General features: G+C 65.2%; 22 protein-coding genes. 8 read left to right on the top strand and 14 right to left on the bottom strand.

The annotated features are described in order from the left end of the window. The first annotated feature begins 52 nt into the window (after nucleotides 1-52). A complete protein-coding gene (locus GA0061099_RS10650; protein ID WP_035997571.1) occupies nucleotides 53-1,609 on the top strand; it encodes a winged helix-turn-helix domain-containing tetratricopeptide repeat protein in 1,557 nt (518 codons plus the stop codon). 43 nt (nucleotides 1,610-1,652) lie between these two features. Here the strand turns inward: GA0061099_RS10650 and GA0061099_RS10645 are convergent, their stop codons facing one another. The 4 genes from GA0061099_RS10645 to GA0061099_RS10630 all read right to left on the bottom strand — a co-directional run bounded on the left by GA0061099_RS10645 (nucleotide 1,653) and on the right by GA0061099_RS10630 (nucleotide 4,618). Next, nucleotides 1,653-2,330, bottom strand: coding sequence for a hypothetical protein (locus GA0061099_RS10645; protein WP_036021255.1), 678 nt, complete (start codon nucleotides 2,328-2,330; stop codon nucleotides 1,653-1,655). 90 nt (nucleotides 2,331-2,420) lie between these two features. Beyond that, nucleotides 2,421-3,134 carry a hypothetical protein gene (locus tag GA0061099_RS10640; RefSeq protein WP_035997563.1) on the bottom strand — a complete coding sequence of 238 codons (714 nt, stop codon included), beginning with the start codon at nucleotides 3,132-3,134 and terminating at the stop codon, nucleotides 2,421-2,423. Nucleotides 3,135-3,267: 133 nt separating this feature from the next. Further along, on the bottom strand, nucleotides 3,268-3,516 hold the full coding sequence (locus tag GA0061099_RS10635) for a hypothetical protein (protein ID WP_036021252.1): 249 nt from the start codon (nucleotides 3,514-3,516) through the stop codon (nucleotides 3,268-3,270). Nucleotides 3,517-3,652: 136 nt separating this feature from the next. Further along, a complete protein-coding gene (locus GA0061099_RS10630; RefSeq protein WP_036021249.1) occupies nucleotides 3,653-4,618 on the bottom strand; it encodes an NAD(P)H-dependent flavin oxidoreductase in 966 nt (321 codons plus the stop codon). Nucleotides 4,619-4,726: 108 nt separating this feature from the next. On the opposite strand from GA0061099_RS10630, the gene GA0061099_RS10625 reads away from it, so the two are divergent. Continuing rightward, entirely contained in the window at nucleotides 4,727-6,289 is a 1,563-nt protein-coding gene (locus tag GA0061099_RS10625; protein WP_036021246.1) for an AMP-binding protein, read from the top strand. 374 nt (nucleotides 6,290-6,663) lie between these two features. Here the strand turns inward: GA0061099_RS10625 and GA0061099_RS10620 are convergent, their stop codons facing one another. From GA0061099_RS10620 to GA0061099_RS10590, 7 genes are all read right to left on the bottom strand, one after another. Then, on the bottom strand, nucleotides 6,664-7,437 hold the full coding sequence (locus tag GA0061099_RS10620) for a thioesterase family protein (protein WP_035997551.1): 774 nt from the start codon (nucleotides 7,435-7,437) through the stop codon (nucleotides 6,664-6,666). A 22-nt stretch (nucleotides 7,438-7,459) separates the two neighbouring features. Next, on the bottom strand, nucleotides 7,460-8,428 hold the full coding sequence (locus tag GA0061099_RS10615; protein WP_036021244.1) for an NAD(P)H-dependent flavin oxidoreductase: 969 nt from the start codon (nucleotides 8,426-8,428) through the stop codon (nucleotides 7,460-7,462). Nucleotides 8,429-8,699: 271 nt separating this feature from the next. Then, on the bottom strand, nucleotides 8,700-10,100 hold the full coding sequence (locus tag GA0061099_RS10610; protein WP_035997546.1) for an aspartate ammonia-lyase: 1,401 nt from the start codon (nucleotides 10,098-10,100) through the stop codon (nucleotides 8,700-8,702). Nucleotides 10,101-10,130: 30 nt separating this feature from the next. Beyond that, on the bottom strand, nucleotides 10,131-10,673 hold the full coding sequence (locus GA0061099_RS10605) for a hypothetical protein (protein ID WP_036021240.1): 543 nt from the start codon (nucleotides 10,671-10,673) through the stop codon (nucleotides 10,131-10,133). Between the two features lie 47 nt (nucleotides 10,674-10,720). Next, on the bottom strand, nucleotides 10,721-11,323 hold the full coding sequence (locus GA0061099_RS10600; protein WP_081492862.1) for a YqaA family protein: 603 nt from the start codon (nucleotides 11,321-11,323) through the stop codon (nucleotides 10,721-10,723). Between the two features lie 46 nt (nucleotides 11,324-11,369). Next, entirely contained in the window at nucleotides 11,370-11,774 is a 405-nt protein-coding gene (hisE, locus tag GA0061099_RS10595; RefSeq protein WP_036021238.1) for a phosphoribosyl-ATP diphosphatase, read from the bottom strand. A 117-nt stretch (nucleotides 11,775-11,891) separates the two neighbouring features. After that, the gene (locus GA0061099_RS10590) at nucleotides 11,892-12,251 is read right to left on the bottom strand and encodes a hypothetical protein (protein ID WP_074447683.1); all 360 of its coding nucleotides are present in this window, start codon (nucleotides 12,249-12,251) and stop codon (nucleotides 11,892-11,894) included. A 227-nt stretch (nucleotides 12,252-12,478) separates the two neighbouring features. Between GA0061099_RS10590 and GA0061099_RS10585 the strand changes: the two genes are divergently transcribed. From GA0061099_RS10585 to GA0061099_RS10560, 6 genes are all read left to right on the top strand, one after another. Beyond that, nucleotides 12,479-13,528 carry an ABC transporter substrate-binding protein gene (locus tag GA0061099_RS10585; protein ID WP_036021232.1) on the top strand — a complete coding sequence of 350 codons (1,050 nt, stop codon included), beginning with the start codon at nucleotides 12,479-12,481 and terminating at the stop codon, nucleotides 13,526-13,528. An 81-nt stretch (nucleotides 13,529-13,609) separates the two neighbouring features. Beyond that, the gene (locus GA0061099_RS10580) at nucleotides 13,610-15,406 is read left to right on the top strand and encodes a glucan ABC transporter ATP-binding protein/ permease (RefSeq protein WP_036021230.1); all 1,797 of its coding nucleotides are present in this window, start codon (nucleotides 13,610-13,612) and stop codon (nucleotides 15,404-15,406) included. A gap of 189 nt (nucleotides 15,407-15,595) precedes the next feature. Next, nucleotides 15,596-17,101, top strand: a complete 1,506-nt coding sequence (locus tag GA0061099_RS10575; protein WP_074447682.1) for a D-alanyl-D-alanine carboxypeptidase family protein — start codon at nucleotides 15,596-15,598, stop codon at nucleotides 17,099-17,101. A 190-nt stretch (nucleotides 17,102-17,291) separates the two neighbouring features. Beyond that, the gene (locus GA0061099_RS10570; protein WP_036021219.1) at nucleotides 17,292-18,977 is read left to right on the top strand and encodes a long-chain fatty acid--CoA ligase; all 1,686 of its coding nucleotides are present in this window, start codon (nucleotides 17,292-17,294) and stop codon (nucleotides 18,975-18,977) included. A 15-nt stretch (nucleotides 18,978-18,992) separates the two neighbouring features. After that, the gene (locus GA0061099_RS10565) at nucleotides 18,993-19,547 is read left to right on the top strand and encodes a DUF924 family protein (RefSeq protein WP_036021216.1); all 555 of its coding nucleotides are present in this window, start codon (nucleotides 18,993-18,995) and stop codon (nucleotides 19,545-19,547) included. A gap of 108 nt (nucleotides 19,548-19,655) precedes the next feature. Further along, nucleotides 19,656-20,141, top strand: coding sequence for a peroxiredoxin (locus tag GA0061099_RS10560; protein ID WP_028180275.1), 486 nt, complete (start codon nucleotides 19,656-19,658; stop codon nucleotides 20,139-20,141). A gap of 161 nt (nucleotides 20,142-20,302) precedes the next feature. On the opposite strand, the gene rnhA is transcribed toward GA0061099_RS10560, so the two are convergent. The 3 genes from rnhA to ispH are packed head-to-tail and all read right to left on the bottom strand — an operon-like array spanning nucleotide 20,303 to nucleotide 22,722. Next, nucleotides 20,303-20,767: a ribonuclease HI gene (gene rnhA / locus GA0061099_RS10555; protein WP_035997507.1), complete on the bottom strand. Its 465-nt coding sequence runs from the start codon at nucleotides 20,765-20,767 to the stop codon at nucleotides 20,303-20,305. Further along, nucleotides 20,764-21,747, bottom strand: a complete 984-nt coding sequence (locus GA0061099_RS10550) for a homoserine kinase (RefSeq protein ID WP_035997505.1) — start codon at nucleotides 21,745-21,747, stop codon at nucleotides 20,764-20,766. The genes rnhA and GA0061099_RS10550 overlap by 4 nt, the downstream gene beginning before the upstream one ends. 6 nt (nucleotides 21,748-21,753) lie before the next feature. Beyond that, entirely contained in the window at nucleotides 21,754-22,722 is a 969-nt protein-coding gene (gene ispH, locus GA0061099_RS10545; RefSeq protein ID WP_036021214.1) for a 4-hydroxy-3-methylbut-2-enyl diphosphate reductase, read from the bottom strand. Between the last annotated feature and the right edge of the window lie 216 nt (nucleotides 22,723-22,938).

The raw sequence follows: 22,938 nt of genomic DNA, 5'->3' as shown, positions 1-22,938 counted from the left end.
ATTTCATTTTGTTTGTTTGACCCGATTTCGCAATGAGGCCCGAGTTTTCGACGTGCAGTTTCTGTTCCGGGACCACCTTCTCGATACCGACCGGCGCGAGCTGAGCCGCGAGCAGGTTCCCATTGCCGTGGAGCCGCAGGTTTTCGACCTCGTCGTCCACCTCATGCAGAACCGCGACCGGGTCGTCAGCAAGGACGAGCTGATCGACAAGATCTGGCACGGGCGCAGCGTCTCCGAATCCACCCTGACCAGCCGGATCAACGCGGCGCGCAAGGCGATCGGCGACGATGGCGCGAGCCAGTCGCTGATCCGTACCATCACCCGCAAGGGTTTTCGCTTCGTCGGCGACGTCCAGACACAAATCGGCGCGGTCGCGCCGGAGCCGGTCCGGATCGCCCCGTCCCAGGCCACCTTCGCGCTGCCGGAGCGGCCCGCGATCGCTGTGCTGCCCTTCACCAATATGAGCGGCGAGGTCCAGCAGGATTATTTCTCCGACGGTATCAGCGAGGACATCATCACGGCGCTGTCGAAGCTGCGCTGGTTCTTCGTCATCGCGCGCAACTCCTCCTTCGTCTACAAGGGCCGCGCCGTGCACATCCACGAGGTCGCGCGGGAGCTCGGGGTGCGCTACGTGGTCGAGGGCAGCGTGCGGCGGAGCGGCGAACGGGTGCGCATCTCGGCCCAGCTCAACGACGTCTCGACCGGCAGCCATCTCTGGGCCGAACGCTACGACCGGGAGCTCGCCGACATCTTCGCCGTGCAGGACGAGATCACGGAAGCGATCGTCGCCGCCATCGAGCCGCAGCTCTATGCTGCCGAAAGCTTCCGGGCCCAACAGAAGCCGCCGGGCAGCCTGGATGCATGGGACCTCGTGATGCGCGCGTTGTCGCATTATTGGCGCATCACCCGCGAGGACAATGCCGCCGCGCAGAAGCTGCTGGAAGAAGCGGTGGCGGTCGATCCCGCCTATGGCAAGGCGCTCGGCCTGCTCGCCACCAGCCATATCTTCGGCGCGCATATGGGCTGGGCCGACATGGCTGCCACCGTGCCGGTCGCCGAACGTGCGGCGCTCGCGGCGGTGGAGGCCGATCGCGAGGATGCCTGGGCCCATCACGGCCTTGCTTACACCTATCTGTTCCGCCGTCGGTTCGACGACGCGCTGGCTGAATTCGAGCTGGCCTTGCGGCTCAATCCGAATTTCGCGATGGCGCATGCCTTTCACGGCGTGACGCTGTGCTATGCCGGACGATGGCAGGACGGCGATGCCGCCGCCCGCCGCGCGCTGCGGCTGAGCCCGCGCGACCCGCTCGCGGCGATCTATTGCGGGGTTGCGGCCTATGCCCGGTTCGTCGGCCGCGACTACGCGGGCGCCGTGCAGATGGCTCGGGAATCGATGCGCCAGCGCGGGGATTTCGTCGGCGCCCACCGCGTGCTGACGGCCGCCGCCGGCATGCTCGGCGATCCCGCCCTCGCGGCATCCGCCCTGGAAGGCCTGCGCCGCACCCAGCCCGAGGTCTCGCTGGCCTGGATCACGCGCGAGCTGCCGATGCTGCGGGAAGAGGATCGTACGCACTATCTCGAGGGATTGCGGCGCGCCGGAATGACGTGACGGTCGCTGGCGCGACCGCTCCGCTTGATCCCCGTGTCAGGTGCTAATCGTCGTCAGGCCCGAACAGCCTGATCTGCGGGAAGCCGCTGCGCGACCGCCCCGCGTAATCGCGCGCATCGGAATCCTCGCGGATGTTGCGCGCGACGTCATCCCAATCGGTGCGGTCGCGCATGCCGCGCGGCTCGCGGGCCTCGTAATAGTAGCGGCGCTCGGCCCAGCGCTCGCGACGCTCGGCTCGGCGCCGTTCGGACGCGGCGCGCTTCACATCGGAATCCCTCGCCTTGGCATAGGCGTTATTCGGTGAGGACGACGGCTCGGTCGAGGCCTGCTGCTCGGCAGGCCTTGCGGCCTGTGGCGCAGCGGCGGACTTGGGCGGCTCGACTGCAGCGGCTTGCGAGGGTTGCGGCGCCGGTGGGACATTCGCCTGCGTGGTTGGCGTGTCGGGTTTTACGGGTTCAGGCTTTGCTTCGGCCTGTGCGGGCGCGGCGATCATCGCACCGAAGGCTTGTGAGCCGGTGAGATAGTTCACACGCTCGGAGGGAGCGTTGGTGCTGGCCGGCGTGGGACTTGCCGCGCGCTGCGCCATCTTGCTGGTGTCCGGCCCCTGCTTGGACGCAACCGGATTCATGATGTTGCCGGCAACGATGCCGCCACCGAGACCAATGGCGATGGCCGCGACGATGGTTCCGGCACCGACAAAATAGGCTGTCGAGGCGCGCATTCATCCACTCCCTCTTTCGGAGCGGGCAACGCGTGGGGATTGCCAGATGTTCCTGATAAGCCGCGGCTCCTCGACGAGGAACCGCGTGCGTCAGATCTGCTGCGCGACCTTCTCAAGCCCGATGAGGCGAGCGAGCTTGCGCACTTCTTCCTTCTGGTCGTCGCGAAGCTGGAACAACAGCGGCATCGCGGCCGACTTCAGCTGCTGCACCTCGTCGCAATTCGGATCGATCTGCGCGCTGGGCGGCGCATTGGGATTCGACAGCCTGTTCGCCTGGATCTTGCGGGCGACGTTGCGCAGCGCGGTCTCGACCGAGGGCCAGTAATATTCCTGGGACGAGGAGAGTTTCAGGCGATCCCTGATGCCCGCGATCTGCACGTCGGACAGCAGCGAATAGGATTTTTGCGGCTGCGGCTTGGCGACGACTTTCGGCTTGGCCGGAACTTCGATGGCCGGAACCTCGGTCGCGGCGGGCGCCTCGTGCGCGCTCGGCTTCGGCATCGGAAAATCGGAGGGGGTGGCGGCGGCGAAGGCCTGACGCAGCGGCTCGGTCAGGACCGGTGCCTGCGCCAGCTTGTCGGCGGCAACCTGGACCGGCTCAATCGCGGCCGAGGCCAGCGCGAGCGTCGGAACCAGACGGTCGGCCTTGGCGGCGCGGTTGGTTGCGAGCGGCTTGGCTGGGGGCGTCTCGGCGATCATCGCGGCGCTGACGCTGGGAACGCTGTCGCGGCCGAGGATGGCGGTGGTGGCGGCGCCGAGGACGAGGAAACAGGTCAGCGCGACGATGGTGATGGCTTTGGACAAACGTCTCTCCGCGTCCGACTTCAAGTCCACGTGATCACTGCCCGGAAACTGGGCGATAATTAAGGCTGAACCGTGCTATTGCGGCGGCAATCGCGCGGACTAAGGCGACATCGCCCGGAAACCCCCAACGAAATCAGGCTGCTGCCGCAAGGTCATAGGCATCCTGGATGTCGGCGACGATCTCCGAGGCTTCCCAGACCGCGCGCGGCTCGACCGATTGCAGCGTCACCGTCCAATTGCCGCCGCGGCGGGTCCGGGGGACGCTGACGATGTCAAACCGGACGTTGCGACACAGCGGGTGGCGGGCCAGCGCATGGGCGACGCGGACGCGGATCTCGTCCAGGGTCGCAGCCGTTTTGCCGTTGAGATAATTGAAGTCCATCGCCTGTCCCTCTCGTCCTGATTGGCGGCCACAAGAAGGATTCTTGGCTGGCGATGGTTAATCCGCCGTTAAGTGGGATGGGTCGGAGGCATGCGGGATTAAACCTGCCCGATCCCCTGTGGGAGAGGCGACGACGCTACCGCCCACCCGCTTCCCGATATTCGGCGATGGTCTGCGCAACGAGATCCTCGACCGCGAGCACATCGGTGACACCCGAGGTCGAATGCCCCCCGCTCCAGATATCGCGCCAGCGCTTGGGGCGGCTGTCGCGGGCGGCGACGTCGATATCCTCAGTGATATTGATCGCGCCGCGCGCCGGCAGATTGTCGGGATCGAGCCCGGCGGCCGCGATCGATGGCCTCAGCATGCTGGTCTGCAAGCCCGTGAACGCGGTGGTGAGCAAGATGTCGTCGGCGCTGCTCTCGACCAGCATCTGCTTGTGACGCTCGTCCGCCATGCTCTCACGCGTCGCGATGAACTTCGTGCCCATATAGGCGAGCTCGCAGCCGAGCACTTCGGCGGCACGCAGCGCGCGACCGTCGCTAATTCCGCCCGCGAGCACGATGATGCCGTCGTAGAATGCGCGCACCGCACGGACGAAGGCGAACGGGTTGAGCCAGCCGGTCTGGCCGCCAGCACCGGCAGTGAGCAGGACCAGCCCGTCCGCCCCCGCTTCCGCGGCGCGTTCGGCATGGCGGATCGAGGCCACGTCCGCCAGCACCAGCGCGCCGGCGTCGTGCAGCGGCTTCAAGACTGGCGCCGGCGAGCCGACCGACGTAATGACGATCTCCGGCTTGTGCCGCAGCAGCACGGCGAGATCCTGCTCCAGCCGCGCATTGGAGCGGTGGACGATCAAGTTCGGGCAAAGTGGCGCTGCCTTTCGCCCGGTTTGATCTTCATGCTGCCGCAGCCGCAGCTTGATTTCGGTCAGCCATTCATCGAGCTGTTCCGCGCCACGGCAATTCGCGGTGGGAAAGCTGCCGATCACCCCGTTGCGGCAGGCTGCAACCATGAGCTCGACGCCCGATACCAGAAACATCGGCGCCGCGATCAGCGGCAGAGCAAGACGATCGCGGAAGCGTTGCAGTCGATCTGATGGCATGCATGCCTCCCTCGCGCGGGCTTTGTGGTTTCCTCCCGCAGTCTCTGTGCTAGCGTCGTCAGCAACATTGGCACGCCATAAGCCGGTGACAAAGCAACGAGGAAACATATGCCTGATCCGCTCCACGCATCATCCCCGGCTTGTGCGCAGACGCTACGGGCGCTGTCGCGCTATCCCGACCGCATTGCTTTCGCCTGGCCCGAGGGATCGCTGAGCTATCGGGGTGCCATCGACCTGATCGGACGGATCCAGGGCGTGTTCATGCGGCTCGGCTTGGAGCCCGGCGCCCGCGTAGCCTTCCTCACCGCGAACCGCGCCGACAGCTGGTGCGCCGGCGTCGCCGCCCAATTGGCCCGCCTCTGCATCACCTGGCTCCACCCTCTGGGCTCGCTGGAGGACCAGCTGTTTCAGCTCGAGGATTCCGAAGCCGAGATGCTGGTGGTGGATGCGGCCGCCTTCCGCGACCGCGGCGGCGAGCTCGCCGCGAAGGCCGGCCGGCTCAAGGCGGTCTTCAACATGGGACCGGCCGGCTACGGCGTCGATCTGCTGGCGGCGGTCGAGAGTGCGGGGCACGCCAGCGCACAGTGCCTCGCCGGCTCCGACGATCTCGCCACACTGAACTACACCGGCGGCACCACCGGAAAATCCAAGGGCGCGCTGCGCTATCACCGCGAAAATGCCGGCGCTGCCGGCGCGATCCTGGCCGACTTCGAGATTCCCGAGGCTGCGCGCTACCTCACGGTCGCGCCGATCAGCCATGTCGCGGGCACGAAGGTGCTGCCGACCCTGATGCGCGGCGGCACCGTGCACATGCTGAAAGGCTTCGATCCCGAAGCCGTGCTGTCAACGATCGCACGCGAGCGCATCAACTTCACGCTGTTCGTTCCGACCATGATCTATGTGCTGCTCGATCAGCCCGTGCTCGGCAAGACCGACCTCTCCTCGCTCGAGCTCGTGCTCTATGGCGCCTCCGCGATGTCGCCGAGCCGACTGCTGGAGGGCATCGAACGCATCGGCCCTGTGTTCTCGCAGCTCTACGGGCAGACCGAATGCTATCCCGTCTCGGTGCTGCGCAAGGCCGACCACGATCCCCAGCGGCCGGAGCTGTTCCTGTCCTGCGGCTTCCCGATCGCGGCCTGCGAAGTCAAGATCCTCGACGACAACGACCAGGAGGTGAAGACGGGCGAGGCCGGCGAGATCTGCGTGCGCGCGCCGCATGTGATGGCGGAGTACTGGAAGCGGCCCGATATCACCGCCGAGACGCTGAAGAACGGCTGGGTCCACACCGGCGACATCGCACGTCAGGACGAGCGCGGCTACATGTTCATCCTCGACCGCAAGAAGGACATGATCGTCACAGGCGGCTTCAACATCTTCCCCCGCGAGGTCGAGGACGTCCTGTCGCAGCACGCGGACGTGGCGATGGTCGCGGTCGTCGGCATTCCCGACGAGAAATGGGGCGAAGCCGTCACCGCCATCGTCGTCCGGCGCGAAGGGACGAACCCCAATCCGGACGAGCTGATCAACCTGGTCAAGACGCGAAAGGGCTCGGCGCATGCGCCCAAGCAGATCCAGTTCGTCAAGCAATTGCCGATGACCGGCGTCGGCAAGGTCGACAAGAAGGTGCTGCGCGCGGGCTTTTGGAGCGGGCGAGACCGGATGGTGGGGTAAATACTCCGGAATTCTACGGTGTCGTTGTTGCTTCGGCACCACAGCCCGCAACGGAGTCTGCGACGGCGATGCCCGCGCAATTGCCGGCGAATCAGGGAATCAACTAGACCGCTGACGGGGCTGGGAAGCGGAGAGTGAAATGAGAGTCGCTTCCCTGGAAAGTGCAGTCGCCGCGATCACGTTGATCACGGCCATCATCGTGGTGCTGTGGGGGATCAAGATCTTCTACGGTGTGTGAACTGGCAGGATGTCCTGGTCGAACACGACCTTGCATCCCTTCCGCGGCGGCGGAAGTCTGCCGTTCAATCCCGCGATACGCGAGAGAGCTCTCACACGATCGGTGTCATCGCCCGGCTGATCGCACATAGCGCCTCTCACCGCTTCTCGATCACGAGGCTCTGCACCGCGCGGCCGAAATAGCCTTGGCGGTCGGCGAGGCGTGACATCGCAAGGCCCGCGCCGTCGGGGCCGATCCAGGAATCGCCGTCGAGCAGGATCCACTCGCCGACCGGCTGGCGTGCAAAGCTCACGGTGAGGTCGGCGTTGATGTAGGTCCAGGCACGGAAGTCGAGCGTCGAGGCGGTGCCGTTGGAGAAGTCGGCGGCAACCACGGCGCGCATCGCCTGCGAGACGGCCTCGCCTTCGATCAGCGGATGGTCGACACGAAACCAGATCGCGCCGGCGCCGGCCTGGCCGAAGCGGCCGCGCGCGGCGCGCATCGAGACCGATCGCACGAACGGGCTGGTGGCGGCGTGACCGTCCTCGACCAATGAATCCTCCGGCGACGGCAACGTGACCGGAAGTTCCTCGACCTCGTCGGGCAGCGTCAGCGCCTGGCGCCTGATCTTGAGCACGGTGGCGCCGACCACCTGCACGCCGTCGGCGAGCAGCTTGATCCCGCAGAGCTGGATCTTGCGGCCCTCGCGCAAGATTTCGGTGGCGATCGTGAGCGGCGCCACCGGTACCGGGCGCATCAGATCGATGGTCACGCGCGCGACATCCATCGGCACCGCCGCAGGGATGCGCTCAGCCGCCCATGTCACCAGCGATGCCGGTGCCGAGCCGTGCTGCATGCGCCGGTCCCAGGGGCCGGCTGCATCGGGGCTGGTGACGACGTCGTTGCCGTCGACGCGGTAAATGGGGGGCATGCAGCACTCGATCTGGGTGCGATCACAACGGCGGATCGATCGCTTCGTCGTATTCCTTCTTGAAGCGCGCGATCAGCTCGGCCGCCGGCACGACCTTGTCGATGCTGCCGATGCCCTGGCCGCTTCCCCAGATCTCCTTCCAGGCCTTCGGCTTGGCGCGCTCGCCGGAGGCGTCGGTGCCGAAGTTCATCTTGGAGGGATCGGACGTCGGCAGATTTTCGGGGTCCATACCCGCCGCCAGGATCGAGGGCTTCAGATAATTGCCGTGCACGCCGGTGAAGAGATTGGAATAGACGATGTCGTCGGCGCTCGAGCCCGCGATCATCTCCTTGTACTTCTCGACCGCATTGGCCTCCTTGGTCGCGATGAAGGCCGAACCGATATAGGCGAAGTCGGCCCCCAGGATGCGCGCGGCGCGGATCGCCTTGCCGTTGCCGATCGCACCCGACAGCGCGATCGGACCGTCGAACCATTTTCGTGTCTCGGCCACGAAGGCCAGCGGCGAGATGGTACCGGCATGGCCGCCGGCGCCGGCCGCGACCAGGATCAGGCCGTCGGCGCCCTTCTCGATCGCCTTGTGCGCGAATTTCTGGTTGATCACGTCGTGGAAGACGATGCCGCCCCAGCCGTGCACGGCCTGGTTCAGCTCCTCGCGGGCGCCGAGCGACGAGATGATCATCGGCACCTTGTACTTGGCGCAGAGCTGCATGTCGTGGTCGAGCCGGTTGTTCGACTTGTGCACGATCTGGTTGACCGCGAACGGCGCCGACGGCCTGTCGGGATGGGCGCGGTCATAGGCCGCGAGCTCTTCGGTGATCCGCGCCAGCCATTCGTCCAGCAGCTCCGGCGGCCGCGCATTCAGCGCCGGAAACGAGCCGACCACACCCGCCTTGCACTGCGCGATCACGAGATCGGGCACCGAGATGATGAAGAGCGGCGAGCCGATCACGGGGATCGACAGGCGGCCCTTGAACAAGGCAGGCATGGACATTGCGGTACGATCCTCTCAGCCGGTCAAATTGAAGTTGGGAGCCATACCAACAAGGCAATCTTTCCACTGTCAAGTATTGCGTTTTGGCGCCGCAGCGGAGGCCATTGCCGCAATTCCAAGCAGCGGAATTCCTTCACCCGTCATTCCGGGGCGAGGCGGAGCGTGGAGCTATGATGCGCGATTGCGCATCAGAGAATCCATCGGGCGTCAGCACGCGCGGCGAAATGGATTCCGGGCTCGCGCTTCGCGCGCCCGGAATGACAGCGACCGCCTACCCGATCAAATCCGGATTGATCAGCCGCTCGAACGAGAACATCTCGTCCCACTTCTCCTGCGTCAGCAGCTTGCGTTCGGTCACGACGATCTGGTGCAGCGACTTGCCGGTCTTGTAGCCTTCGCGCGCGATCTCGGCGCATTGCTTGTAGCCGAGCAGCGGCTTCAGCACCGTGACGATGCCGAGCGAGTTCAGCACCATGTTGCGGGTGTGCTCCTCGTTGGCGGTGATGCCGACGACGCAATTCTCGCGCAGGCTGTTGACCGCGCGCTCCATGGTGCGGATCGAGAAGAACAGCGCGAACGAGATCACCGGCTCCATCACGTTGAGCTGGAGCTGGCCGGCGCTTGCCGCCAGCGTCACCGTGGTATCGAGGCCGATGACGAGGAAGCTGGTCTGGTTGACGACTTCGGGAATGACCGGATTGACCTTGCCGGGCATGATCGAGGAGCCCGGCTGAAGCTGCGGCAGGTTGATCTCGTTCAAGCCCGCGCGCGGACCGGAAGCGAGCAGGCGAATGTCGTTGCAGATTTTCGTCAGCTTGCTGGCCGTGCGCTTGAGAACGCCGGAGAGCTGCACATAGGCGCCGGTGTCGGAGGTCGCCTCGACGAGATCGCCGGCGAGGATGAAATCGACGCCTGTGAGCGCGCTGAGGTGCCGGACGGCGAGCTTGGGATAACCGACCGCCGCCGTGACGGAGGTGCCGATCGCGGTGGCGCCGAGATTGATCTCGCGCAGCAGCGCGCGCGCTTCCGAGATGCGGTCGACCTCCTCGCCGATCGTGGTGCCCCAGCCCCGGAATTCCGCGCCGAGCGACATCGGCACCGCGTCCTGCAGATGCGTGCGGCCCATCTTCAGCACCCGCTCGAACTCGCGTCCCTTGGCGAAGAAGGCTTCCTGGAGCTGACGCAACGCCGTCATGTAGCTCTCGAGCCGCAGGATCAGGGCCAGCCGAAAGGCGGTCGGATAGGTGTCGTTGGTGGACTGGCCGTAATTGACGTGATCGTTCGGACTGACGTGCTGGTAGTCACCCTTGGCAAAGCCGAGCGATTCCAGCGCGAGGTTCGCGATCACCTCGTTGGCGTTCATGTTGGTCGACGTGCCGGCACCGCCCTGGATGAAATCGGTGACGAACTGATCCATCATGTCGCCCGCGATGACGCGGTCGCAGCCGAGGATGATGGCGTCCGCGACCTTGGCGTCGATCGCGCCGAGGTCGCGATTGGCCATCGCGGCGGCCTTCTTGACGTAACCGAGCGCCTTCACGAAGTAAGGCTCCTGGTTCATCGGAATGCCGGTGATGTGGAAGTTCTCCTTACCCCGGATGGTCTGGACGCCGTAATAGATGTCGTCGGCGATCTCACGCTGTCCGAGGAAGTCCTGCTCCGTGCGGCTCATGGGCGCTCCTTGGTTCTCGCGCGCCGGCCTTCAGTTCTGGCACAGCGCGCTGGTCACGAAAGTGTCGGTGCGGCAGTCGTCCGGTTTACGTTGCCGGCCCGGGATCAGGACCTTGGCCGAGCATTTTTCCGCGGAGTCGGCGTTCAGGCTCTTGCCTTCCTTGTAGCCCTTGCCCTGGCAGAGCTGGTCGGCCGCCTGCTTGCAGTCGGGCGCGCCGTTCGCAGAGACCGGGCAGATCACGCGCCCCGACACCATGGTCGAAGGCTTGGCCAGCCGCGACAGGTCGTCCATGGTTTCACTGGGGCTTTTGATCGGCGGCAGGATCGAAGGCAGCTTGTCGAACAGCTTGCCCATTTCGTTGATCAGCCCGGGATTCTCCTCGCGCGCCGGCGGCGCCGAGGGAGCGGGCGTGGATGGCGACGGGCCGGCCTGCGCTCCCTGCTGCTGAAGGCCGAGCGCCGGCGGGGCGGATTGCGGCCGGGCCGTCCCTCCGGCAGCGAGCAGCAGCAGCAGCAGCGCTGTCGACATCAGCGTCCCATGCCGTGCCGCCGGATTGCCGGATCGAACCATCATGACGACAACCGTAGCCGAAGCCGGCGCGGCGGCAAAGCGCCGCGGCTCTAGATCAGCTTGATGGCGATAACGAAGCCGAGCACCAGCACGATCGCGCCGAGCGCGACCCACAATCCGAGATGCCGCTCGATCCTGACCCGGATCCAGTCACCGTAGCGGTTGAGCAGGATCGCGACGACGAAGAAGCGTCCGCCGCGCGCGACGATCGAGCACAGGACGAACAGGAGGATGTTGTAACCGGCAAAGCCCGAGGTGATGGTGACGAGCTTGTAGGGGATCGGCGTCAGTCCTTTGAGCAGGATGATGACCGCACCCCATTCCGCATAGGAGGCGCGGAAGGCGTCAACCTTGTCGGCGAGGCCGTAGACCTGGATCAGCCACTGGCCGACCGAGTCGAACAGCAGCGCGCCGATGGCGTAGCCGACGACGCCGCCGAGCACCGAGGTCACGGTGCAGATCGCGGCATAGAACCAGGCGCGCTGCGGCCGCGCCAGGGACATCGGAATCAGCATCACATCCGGCGGGACCGGAAAGAAGGAGCTTTCGGCGAAGGACACGATGCCCATGATCCAGAGCGCATAGGGCTTGTGGGCGGCGTCGATGCACCAGTCGTACATTCGTTTCAGCATGGCGCCGCGATGAAGCACCATGGGACGGATTTGTCCATCGCCAGTTTTTGAGCGATTTGTGACGTTTCTAGTGGCGCTTGCGCGCGGCACGGCCGTCGAGCGCGACAATAGGCCGCCGCGAGGCTATGCGCGGTGACGCGACTTTGGGCAATTTCGGCGGCGACTTCGGCAGTTTCTCGGCAATTCCGAGCATGTCCTCCCGCCGCGTCATTTCCCGCCAGACGTCCTCGGGGCGCACTCCGGCCGCAGCCCACAGCACGGTGAGATTGTAGAGCAGGTCGGCGCTTTCCCGGATCACGGCCTCGCTATCGCCATTGACCGCATCGATGACGACTTCGATGGCCTCTTCGGCGAGCTTCTTTGCCATTTTTGAGGGCCCACGCTGAAACAGCCGGGCCGTGCGCGATGTTGCCGGATCAAGGTCTCTGGCCGCGAGCACAGCCAGATATAGCCGCTCAAGCGAATCACTCATGGTACGCAAAACTACTCGAAACAAATGGCCGGCGTGTTAACACGCGGCAATGTAAGCAAAAAACAGGCCGCCGCGGCAAGCGCGACGGCCTGTTCGTCGATCAGAATGGCCGATCCGTCAATAGCAGCTGTAGCCGGAATAGCCGTGGGCGCAGGGGTTCTTGTAGCCGCCATAGGTGTAGCGGCGGCCCGAGTCGTAATAATAAGAACCATAGCCGGGGCCGCTGTAATAGGCCGGGCCGCCCTCGTAATAGTAAACCGGACCCGGATCATAGGCGTAGGCATTGCGGCTGGCTGCGATCGCGAGGCCGGTCGCGGCGAGGCCGAACATCGCGGCAGCAGCGGCGCCGCCACCACCGCCATGCCAATGACGACCGCCCGCGTAAGAGGCGGTGGGTGCAGCGGCAGTCAGGGCCACCACGGCGGCCGTGGCCAGAACGGCCTTGCGGCCGACGAACTTCGAAAGGCTGTCAAACATGATCTGGACCCTCCTTGGGACCTCGGATTGTGCCTGACGACAGGCTGATGTCAGTCAAACACTCACCACCTAAGTAGGTTCCCCAACCCCAACACAAGCTGAACGGGGTTGCGTAACGATGCCGCAAGCCCGCTCATCCGCCGTTCATGTTCGCGCGCGCACGTTCGTCGCGGGCCGGCGCTTGCCAAGCGTCACGAAACCATAACATTGCGGGGCCGGCGCGACCGATGTCCGGATTCAAGACGATCGCCCTTCAATACCTTTTGGCCCTTGCAATCGCGTTCACCGCATCGACGGTGCGCGAATGCATTGCGGCCGAGAGCGGCACTCCCTCGACCGCCATCCATTTCACCTTCGACCGTCCTATCGATGCGAGCATGGCGCCATTCTTCCTTGCGGCGAAGGACGGCAGGTTCGGCGCCGAGCATCTCAACGTGTCGTTCAACAGCGCGAGCGGATCGCCAGAGGCGCTCGCACGGCTCGCCAAAGGCGACAGCGAGCTCGCGCTCGTCGACATCAACGAGCTGATACGCTTTCGTGACAAGGACGACGCGGCGCCGGTCAAGGCCGTGTTCGTGCTGTTCGACCGCGCGCCTTACGCGATCGTCGCGCGCAAAAGCCGCGGCATCCGTCTCCTGCCCGACCTCGACGGCAAGACCGTCGGCGTTGCCGACGGCGATCTGTCGATGCGGCTGTGGCCGGCGCTGGCGCAGCAGAACGGCATCAAGGCATCGCACGTCAAATTCCACAAGATCAGTGCCGCGGTGCGCGAGCCGATCCTGTCCGCAGGACAGGTCGATGCCGTCGCCGGCTTCAGCTATCTCTCGGCGGTGAACCTGCGTGATCGCGGCGTACCCGAAGCCGATCTCGTCGTGCTGCGCTATGCGGACTACGGCTGTGAGGCCTACGGCTTTGCCGTGGTCGCCAACACCGCCTTCGCCGCAGCGAAGCCGGATGCCGTGAAAGGCTTCGTCCGCGCCTTGATCGCGGGCATCACCGCGACGGCCAGGGAGCCGGCGCGTGCGGCGGAGGAGGCCGCGAGCCGCATCGAGGACGGCGACCGCAATTTGGAGCTGAAGCGCCTGCATGCGGTCCTTGCCGACAATATCCTGACCGACGAGGTCAAGCGCTACGGCCTCGGCGGCGTCGAGCCGGCGCGCCTGGAACGTTCGATTGATCAGATCGCGCGGGACTTCAAATTCCGCAAACGGCCGACGGCTCGCGACGTCTTCGACGGCCAGTTCCTGCCGCCGCTGGCAGAGCGGCTGATCAACTGAGCAAAACTGAAAGCTTGCGCTGTATCTCGCGGCGGTCCCTGCTTAGAATGTGAGCTCCGTCGTCACCGAGTCCCCGCCCGCATGTCCATCCTCCGACTCTACACCCGCGTTCTCGAGTTGCTCGGCAAGGAGGCGCGGCTGGGCTGGCTGCTCGCGGTCGCCAACCTCCTGCTGGCGGGATCCCAGTTCGCCGAGCCCGTGCTGTTCGGCCGGATCGTCGACGTGCTCTCGGGTAAGACCGTGGCCGGCTCGAGCTCGGCCTGGCCGTTCCTGGTCGCCTGGGTCGCGTTCGGACTGTTCACCATCGTCTGCAGCGCGCTGGTGGCCTTGCAGGCCGACCGGCTCTCGCATCGTCAGCGCCAGGCGGTGCTGACCGACTATTTCGAGCACATCCTGCAGCTGCCCTTGACCTTCCACTCCGGCACCCATTCCGGCCGGCTGATGAAGGTCATGCTCAACGGCACGGACGCGCTGTGGCGGCTGTGGCTCGGCTTTTTCCGCGAGCATTTTGCCGCGATCCTTTCGGTCCTGGTGCTGCTGCCGTTGTCGCTCTACCTGAACTGGCGGCTGGCGATCCTCCTGTTCGTGCTCTGCATCGTTTTCACGGCGCTGACCACCTTCGTGGTGCGCAGGACCTTCGGCATGCAGATGGCGGTCGAGGAGCACTACAGCGAGCTCTCCGCGCGCGCGTCTGATGCGCTCGGCAACGTCGCGCTGGTGCAGAGCTTCGTGCGCGTCGAATCCGAGGTCAAGGGGCTGCGCTCGGTCGCCGACGAGCTGCTGGCCGCGCAGATGCCGGTGTTGTCGTGGTGGGCGCTGGTCACGGTGATCACGCGCGCCTCCACCACCATCACGGTGCTCGCGATCTTCACCCTCGGCATCGCGTTGCACGACCAGGGCCTGACCTCGGTCGGCGAGATCGTGATGTTCGTGAGCTTCGCGACGCTGCTGATCCAGAAGCTCGAGCAGGTGGTCAGCTTCATCAACAACGTGTTCATGGAAGCTCCGCGGCTGCGCGAGTTCTTCAATGTGCTCGACGCCGTGCCCGCGGTGCACGACCGGCCCGACGCAATCGATGCCGGCAGGCTGTCGGGCCTCGTCGAGTTCCACGACGTCACGTTCTCCTATGACGGCAAGCGGCCGGCGATCGAGGACCTCACCTTCACCGCGCTGCCGGGCCAGACCATTGCGCTGGTCGGCCCGACCGGAGCCGGCAAGTCCACCGCGATTGCGCTCCTGCACCGGGCCTTCGATCCGCAATCCGGCGTCATCAAGATCGACGGCATGGACGTGCGCGGCGTCACGTTGACCTCGCTGCGGCGGAACATCGGTGTCGTGTTCCAGGAAGCGCTGCTGTTCAACCGCTCGATCGCGGAGAACTTGCGCGTCGGCAAGCCGGATGCGACCGAGGCCGAGATGCGTAAGGCGGCGGAGCGCGCGCAGGCGCTGGAATTCATCGAACGCAGCGGCGGCTTCGAGACCAATGCCGGCGAGCGCGGCCGCATGCTCTCCGGCGGCGAACGGCAGCGGCTCTCGATCGCCCGCGCCCTGCTGAAGGACCCGCCGATCCTGATCCTGGACGAGGCGACCTCCGCGCTCGACGCGGTCACCGAGGTCAAGGTGAACGCCGCTCTCGACGAAGTGATGAGGGGCCGCACCACCTTCGTGATCGCCCATCGCCTCTCCACCATCCGAAACGCCACGCGGATCCTGGTGTTCGAGAATGGGCGGGTGATCGAAACCGGAACTTTCGATGAACTCGTGGCCAAAGGCGGCCATTTTGCCGAGATGGCCAAGGCCCAGTTCATGGTGCAGGAGAACGCACGGGCCAGCGTGACGGCCGCCGAGGCTGCCGCGACAGCTGTCAAATCCCCCTAGCAAGTCCCGAGAGGACCGTCGAAATTCGGCCTACTTCGTTGCGGAATACCGCGCCGATCCCCCTATTCTCGACGCACCAGCCGGTATAGGTTTGCGACGCCGCAAGCGGCGGCGCTGGATTTCAGAACCGACAATCAGATCACGAGAACCGGCCGTATCAGGCTGATCTCCAAGGACCGGAATCGGATAGTGCACGCCCTTCGCCCGCTGCTTCGCAAATCCCTGTTCAACCTGTTCGCTGCGACGCTCGCCTGTGCCGCGATGCTCGCGCCGCGCACGGCGAGCGCCGAAGCGCTCCTGCTGATCGAGGCCGACAGCGGCAAGGTGCTGCAGGCCGAAAACGCGACCCTTCCCTGGTACCCGGCCTCCGTCACCAAGATCATGACCGCCTATGTGACGCTGAAGGCGGTCAAGGACGGCAGGCTGACGCTCGACACGCTGCTCACGGTGTCGCCGACCGCGGCCTCGCAATCGCCATCGAAGATGGGGTTCCGCCCGGGAACCCAAGTCACCGTCGACAACGCGCTGAAGATGATGATGGTCAAGTCGGCGAACGACATGGCCGTGGTGCTCGCCGAAGGCGTCAGCGGCTCGGTCGACGGCTTCTCCGCGGTGATGAACGACACCGCGAGGAAGCTCGGCATGGCGCAGACGAGCTATGTCAATCCAAACGGCCTGCCCGCCGAAGGCCAGATCACCTCTGCGCGCGACCTCGGCATCTTGGCGCGGTCTTTCCTGCGCGACCTGCCGGAATACGAGTACTACATGCATATCCCGGCGATCCGCTTCGGCAAGCGCGTCACCGGCAATTTCAACAAGCTGATCGGCCGCTATCCCGGCGCCGACGGGTTCAAGACCGGCTTCATCTGCGCCTCCGGCTACAACCTCGTCGCCTCGGCCACGCGCAACGGCCGCCGGCTGATCGCGGTGGTGCTCGGTGCAAACTCCGGCACGGCACGCGCGGTGAAGGCGGCGCAGCTGCTGGAGCGTGGCTTCGCTCCGGACAACCTCACCTGGCTGCGCCCCTCGCTCGGCACGGTCGACAATCTCGTGCCGGTCGATGCCACGCCGCCGAACCTGCGCGACGAGATGTGCGGACCCAACCGCAAGCGGCCGGCCAGCGACGACGACGATGCGCTGATTGCGGCCAGTGGCGGCGCGACCGGATCGGGCTCCGCCACCGGCGGCGCGGCCCAGTTCACCTTCTTCACGGCAGGCCTGCAGCCGCCGCTGATGAAAGCTTCCGAGCTGATGGCCTCGGCTGCGGCTCCGACCGAGCCCGTGCTGGTCTATACCGGCCCGACCCGCACCGGCACCGCCCTGATTGCCGCTGTGGCAGCCGATGCCGACCAGCAGGCCGCGTCCAAGCCGCGCGCCAAGAAGCCGCGCGTCGCCAAGAAGCCAGACGCCGCCGACAAGCCGGCCGATAAGCCCAAGGACACCAAGACCGCGGCGGCCAAGCCGGATGCCAAGCCGACTGACGGCAAGGCGGCCAAGCCGGCCACGCCCCAACCGGCCGCAACCAAGCCGGCTGGCGCCAAGCATGCCGCGACCAAGCCGGATGCGGTGGCGAAGCCCGCCGAGAAGCCTTCGGCCGGCGGCGATCAGGCGGCGAAGCCCGCCAAGCCCAAGGCAGCGACGACCCCCGCTGCGACGAAGCCTCCCGCCGCGGCCAAGCCGGCCAACAACAGTTAACGCCGCTCGGCACTAAACCGCAGCCCCGCTTCGCACCTGCGGCAGCACCGTTTTGCGACGATTCCAGTAGCGACGGCCCGACCTTTGCCCTAAGCCACGACGGCTTGCCACCCGTTCCGGCAAGCTGGATACTGGCGACAACGAGGCAAGCCCGAGAACAACGGGCCCTGGTCAATGAGGGGAGTCTTCCATGGAGCGCATCTGGCTCAAGCAATATCCGCCCGGCGTGCCTGCCGATATCGAGCCGACGCAATACGCATCGCTGGTCGACCTGCTGGAGGAGAGCTTCACCAAGTTCGCCGACCGCAAGGCATTCATCTGCATGGACAAGTCGATCAGCTATCGCGACCTCGACCAGATGTCGGTCGCGCTTGCCGCTTACTTGCAGGGCCGCGGGCTGCAGCGCGGCGCGCGTATCGCCATCATGATGCCGAACGTGCTGCAATACCCGGTCGCGACGGCCGCCGTGCTGCGCGCCGGTTTCGCGGTGGTCAACGTCAACCCGCTCTATACGCCGCGCGAGCTCGAGCACCAGCTGAAGGATTCGGGCGCCGAAGCGATCATCGTGCTGGAGAACTTCGCCCACACCGTCGAGCAGGTGATCGCGAAGACGCAGGTGAAGCACGTCATCGTCGCCAGCATGGGAGACCTGCTCGGCTTCAAGGGCGTGATCGTCAACCTCGTCGTCCGCCGGGTCAAAAAGATGGTACCGGCTTGGTCGTTGCCGGGCTCGGTCTCCTTCAACGACGCGCTGTCCGCCGGCCGCGGCATGACGTTCAACAAGCCGAAGCTGTCGCCCGGTGACGTCGCCTTCCTGCAATATACCGGCGGCACCACCGGCGTCTCCAAGGGCGCCACGTTGCTTCATCGCAACATCGTCGCCAACGTCTTGCAGAACGATGCCTGGCTGCAGCCGGCGCTCGCTTCGCCGCCGCATGTCGAGCAGCTCATGATCGTCTGCGCGCTGCCGCTCTATCACATCTTCGCGCTGACGGCCTGTTATCTGCTGGCTGTGCGCGCCGGCGGCTGCAACCTGCTGATCCCGAACCCGCGCGACATACCCGGCTTTATCAAGGAGCTGGCGAAATACCAGGTCAACACCTTCCCGGCCGTGAACACGCTCTACAACGCCTTGATGAACCATCCCGACTTCAAGAAGCTCGACTTCTCCAAGCTGAAGATCTCGAACGGCGGCGGCATGGCGGTGCAGCGCCCCGTTGCCGAGCAATGGAAGAACATCACGGGCTGCAGCATCGCCGAGGGCTACGGCCTGTCGGAGACGTCGCCTGTCCTGACCTGCAATCCGCCGACTGCGACCGAGTTCGCCGGCTCGATCGGCATCCCCGTGCCGTCGACTTACATCTCGATCCGGGACGACGAGGGCAACGAGGTCCCGCTCGGCCAGGCGGGCGAGATCTGCGCCAAGGGCCCGCAGGTGATGTCGGGCTACTGGAACAGGCCGGAAGAGACCGCCAAGGTGATGACCGCGGACGGCTATTTCCGCACCGGCGACATCGGCGTGATGGACGAGAAGGGCTATATCAAGATCGTCGACCGCAAGAAGGACATGATCCTGGTCTCCGGCTTCAACGTCTATCCGAACGAGGTCGAGGAAGTCATCGCGAGCCATCCAGGCGTGCTCGAATGCGCCGTGATCGGCATCCCCGATTCCAAGTCGGGCGAAGCGGTGAAGGCCTTCGTGGTGAAGAAGGATCCGAACCTCACGGCGGATGCCGTGATCAAGTTCTGTCACGACCAGCTCACCGGCTACAAGGTGCCCAAGCACGTCGAATTCCGCAATGACCTGCCGAAGACCAATGTCGGCAAGATCCTGCGTCGGCAGCTGCGCGACGAGAAGAAGGCGGAGGCGGCGTAAGGCGCGCCTCCATTCATGGCTGACGCCCGCGACATCACGCCATCAGGCGTTCTCGCCTTCTGGCGAGAGGCCGGGCGCCAACGCTGGTACGAGCGCAGCGATGATTTCGATGCGGAGATACGACGCCGCTTTCTCTCGCTGTGGCAGAAGGCAGCCGCCGGCGAGCTTGCCTCATGGGAGACAAGCGACGACGGCGTGCTGGCACTCGTCATCGTGCTCGACCAGTTTCCCCGCAACATGTTTCGCGGCACGCCGCAGGCCTTTGCCAGCGACGCACAGGCGCGCGACGTCGCCCGCCGCGCCATCGCGCGCGGCGTCGATCGCAGGGTCGATCCCCTCCTGCTGGAATTCCTCTATTTGCCCTTCATGCATTCCGAGCACCTGGCCGACCAGTTGCATTGCGTCGCGCTGTTTCGAAACACCGACAATACCGAAAGCCTGAAATACGCGCGCGACCACGCCGATATCATCGCGCGGTTCGGCCGCTTTCCCCACCGCAACCGTCTCCTCGGCCGCGACACCACCGAGGAGGAGCAGGCCTTCCTCGACGGCGGCGGTTTTGCCGGCTGATGACATCACGGTGAACGGCCGCCATCCTCGCCGCTTCCGCCACTGGCAATATTGTGCAGGCCCGCCGCCCGGTCTAAAAAGCGGGACCGATTTTCAGGGAGACTGACGATGGCGATCCAGATTGGCGACAAGCTGCCCGAGGCGAAATTCCGCGTGATGACGGCGGAAGGCCCGCAAGTGAAGACCACCGACGACATCTTCAAGGGCAAGAAGGTGGCGCTGTTCGCGGTCCCCGGCGCCTATACCGGCACCTGCCACAAGATGCATCTGCCGAGCATCTTCCTCAACGCCTATGCCATGAAGGACAAGGGTGTCGACACCATCGCCATCGTCTCCGTCAACGACGCCTTCGTCATGAACGCCTGGAAGCGCGACACCGACCAGCGCGACGAGGCCGTCTTCCTCGCCGACGGCAATGCCGACTTCACCAAGGCGATCGGCATGGAGCTGGACGCCTCCGCCAACGGCCTCGGCATCCGCTCCAAGCGCTATTCGATGCTGATCGAGGACGGCGTGGTCAAGAAGCTGAACCTCGAGGCGATGCCCGGCAAGGTCGAGGTCTCCGGCGGCGATACGCTGCTCGGGCAGCTGTGAGGCGCCACCGGTCTTAGCCACACATGACGCTGTCATGCCCCGCGAAGGCGGGGCATCCAGTACGCCGAGGCTTCTCGGTTGAATCAGAAACGTATCGGAGTACTGGATCGCCCGGTCAAGCCGGGCGATGACAGTGGTGAATGAGGCGACGATGGCGCCCCCTACTCCCTCACCCGCTGCTGCAACCGCGCCATGACGATGCCGTCGCGCGCCAGCTGGTCGGCGCGCTCGTTCTCGGGGTGGCCGGCGTGGCCCTTGACCCAGTGCCAGCGGACCTCGTGCTGCTTCAGCGCTGCGTCGAGGCGCTGCCATAGCTCGACATTCTTCACCGGCTTCTTGTCGGCGGTGCGCCAGCCGTTGCGCTTCCAGCCGAAGATCCAGCCGGTGATGCCCTGCCGGACATACTGGCTGTCGGTGTAGAGGTCGACCGTGCACGGCCGCTTCAGCGCTTCGAGCGCCGAAATCGCCGCCATCAATTCCATCTGGTTGTTGGTGGTGTGCGGCTGGCCGCCGTTCAGCTCTTTCTCCTTGTCGCCGAACTTCAGGATCGCGCCCCAGCCGCCCGGCCCGGGATTTCCGGAGCAGGCGCCGTCGGTATAGATCGTGACATTGGGTAGCTCGCTCACGCCACCAGCCCCGACGGCATCAGCCCATAATCGCGCACGCTCGTCACGCTCTGATGGAAGCGCAGCTTGCGGACATACTCGAGAGGATCCTTCGGCTTGACCAGCGCGCCTGCGGGCACGTTGAGCCAGTCGACCAGCCGCGTCAGCAGGAAGCGGATCGCCGCGCCCCGCGCCAGCAGCGGCAGCGCGGCCTCTTCGGCTTCGCTCAGCTTGCGCACCCGGCCATAGGCGTTGAGGAAGGCACGCGCCTTGGTGACGTTGAAGGAATGATCCGGCTCGAAGCACCAGGCGTTGAGGCAGATCGCGACGTCATAGGCCAGCATGTCGTTGCAGGCGAAGGTGAAGTCGATGATCCCCGAGAGCTTGTCGCCGAGGAAAAAGACGTTGTCGTTGAAAAGGTCGGCGTGGATCACGCCTTCGGGCAGGTTGCTCGGCCAGACGCCGCTCGAGAGATAATCAAGTTCGGCGGCAAGAAAATCGCGCAGACCGGGCTGCACCTCGTCGGCGCGGCTTGAAGCTGCGTCGAACAGCGGCCGCCAGCCGGAAACCGAGAGCGCATTGGTGCGCTTGATCGCAAAATTCGCGCCTGCCAGATGCATCTTCGCCAGCCCCTCGCCGACCCCGGCGCAATGGGTCGCGTTCGGCTTGCGCGGCCAGACGCCTTCGAGGAAGGTGATGATCGCTGCGGGCCGGCCTGCCAGCTCGCGCAGCGCCTCGCCGTCTCTTGCCTTCACAGGCAGCGGACAATTGACGCCGTGCTCGGCCAGATGCGTCATCAGCGCGAGAAAGAACGGCAGATCGTTCCTTGCCACGCGCTTTTCGTACAGCGTGAGGATGAACGAGCCTTTGCTTGTGTGCAGCAGGAAGTTGGAATTTTCGACGCCCTCGGCGATGCCCTTGTAGGAGAGCAATTCGCCGAGATCGTATTGCTTCAGGAAATCCGCAAGCTCGTCGGCGGCGACGTCGGTGTAGACCGCCATCAAGGTCTACTCGGCGGCAGCTTCGGGGCGCACCTGACGCGGCAACGGGAAGAACTCGTTCTCTTCCGCGGCCGAGACCGTCTCCACGTGCAGCGTGTACCGCTCGGCGAAGGCGTCCATGATCTCCTCGACGATCACCTCAGGCGCGGACGCGCCAGCGGTGATGCCAAGGCTCTTGATGTTGCCGAACCTGGTCCAGTCGAGGTCCGCGGCGCGCTGCGCCAGCACCGCGATCTTGCAGCCCTCGCGCTCGGCAACCTCGCGCAGGCGCTGCGAGTTCGACGAGTTGGGAGCACCGACCACGATGAGCGCGTCCACCACCGGCGCCACCTTCTTCACCGCGAGCTGGCGGTTGGTGGTGGCGTAGCAGATGTCTTCCTTGTGCGGCCCGTTGATGTTGGGGAAGCGTTCCTTGAGCAGCGCGACGATCTCCGCGGTGTCGTCGATCGACAGCGTGGTCTGCGTCACGAAGGCGAGGTTGTTGGGGTCCTTCGGCGTGATGGTCTTGGCATCCTCGGCGGTCTCGATCAGGGTCACTGCGCCGGGCGGCAGCTGGCCGAGCGTGCCGACTACCTCGGGATGGTGGGAATGGCCGATCAGGAAGATCTCGCGGCCGCGCTTGAAATGGATCGCGGCCTCGCGATGCACCTTGGTCACCAGCGGGCAAGTCGCATCCAGCGAGAACAGGTTGCGGGACTGGGCGTCGGCCGGAACCGATTTCGGTACGCCATGGGCCGAGAACACCACCGGGGCGGTGGTATTCTCGGGGATTTCGGCGAGCTCCTCGACGAAGATGGCGCCCTTCTTCTTCAACCCATCGACGACGTACTTGTTGTGCACAATCTCGTGGCGAACATAGACGGGGGCGCCGTACTTATCGAGCGCCCGTTCCACGGTGTCGATCGCCCGGACCACCCCGGCACAGAAGCCGCGGGGAGAACAAAGCACGATCTTGAGGTCTGGTTTGGCTGACATTGAGCGATCTCGGGACCGAATCACCCGATCGCGTTCTGCCGGGGCGGTCGGTGGATGGGAATTTGGCTTAAAACTGTCGGCTTGAACCTTACAGCGGTTCAAAGGGAATTGGGCCCCCTTTCGGGCGGTGTCAAGGCACTATCTATAGCAGAACCATTGCATGGCTACCCCCTCCGGGCTTATATAGCGCGAATTCCCTGTCATCGCTGATGACCA

The sequence above is a fragment of the Bradyrhizobium yuanmingense genome (assembly GCF_900094575.1).
GTDB lineage: Bacteria > Pseudomonadota > Alphaproteobacteria > Rhizobiales > Xanthobacteraceae > Bradyrhizobium > Bradyrhizobium yuanmingense.
The sequence above is the reverse complement of the archived record's forward strand: the minus strand, read 5'-3'. Positions and strand labels throughout refer to the sequence as shown.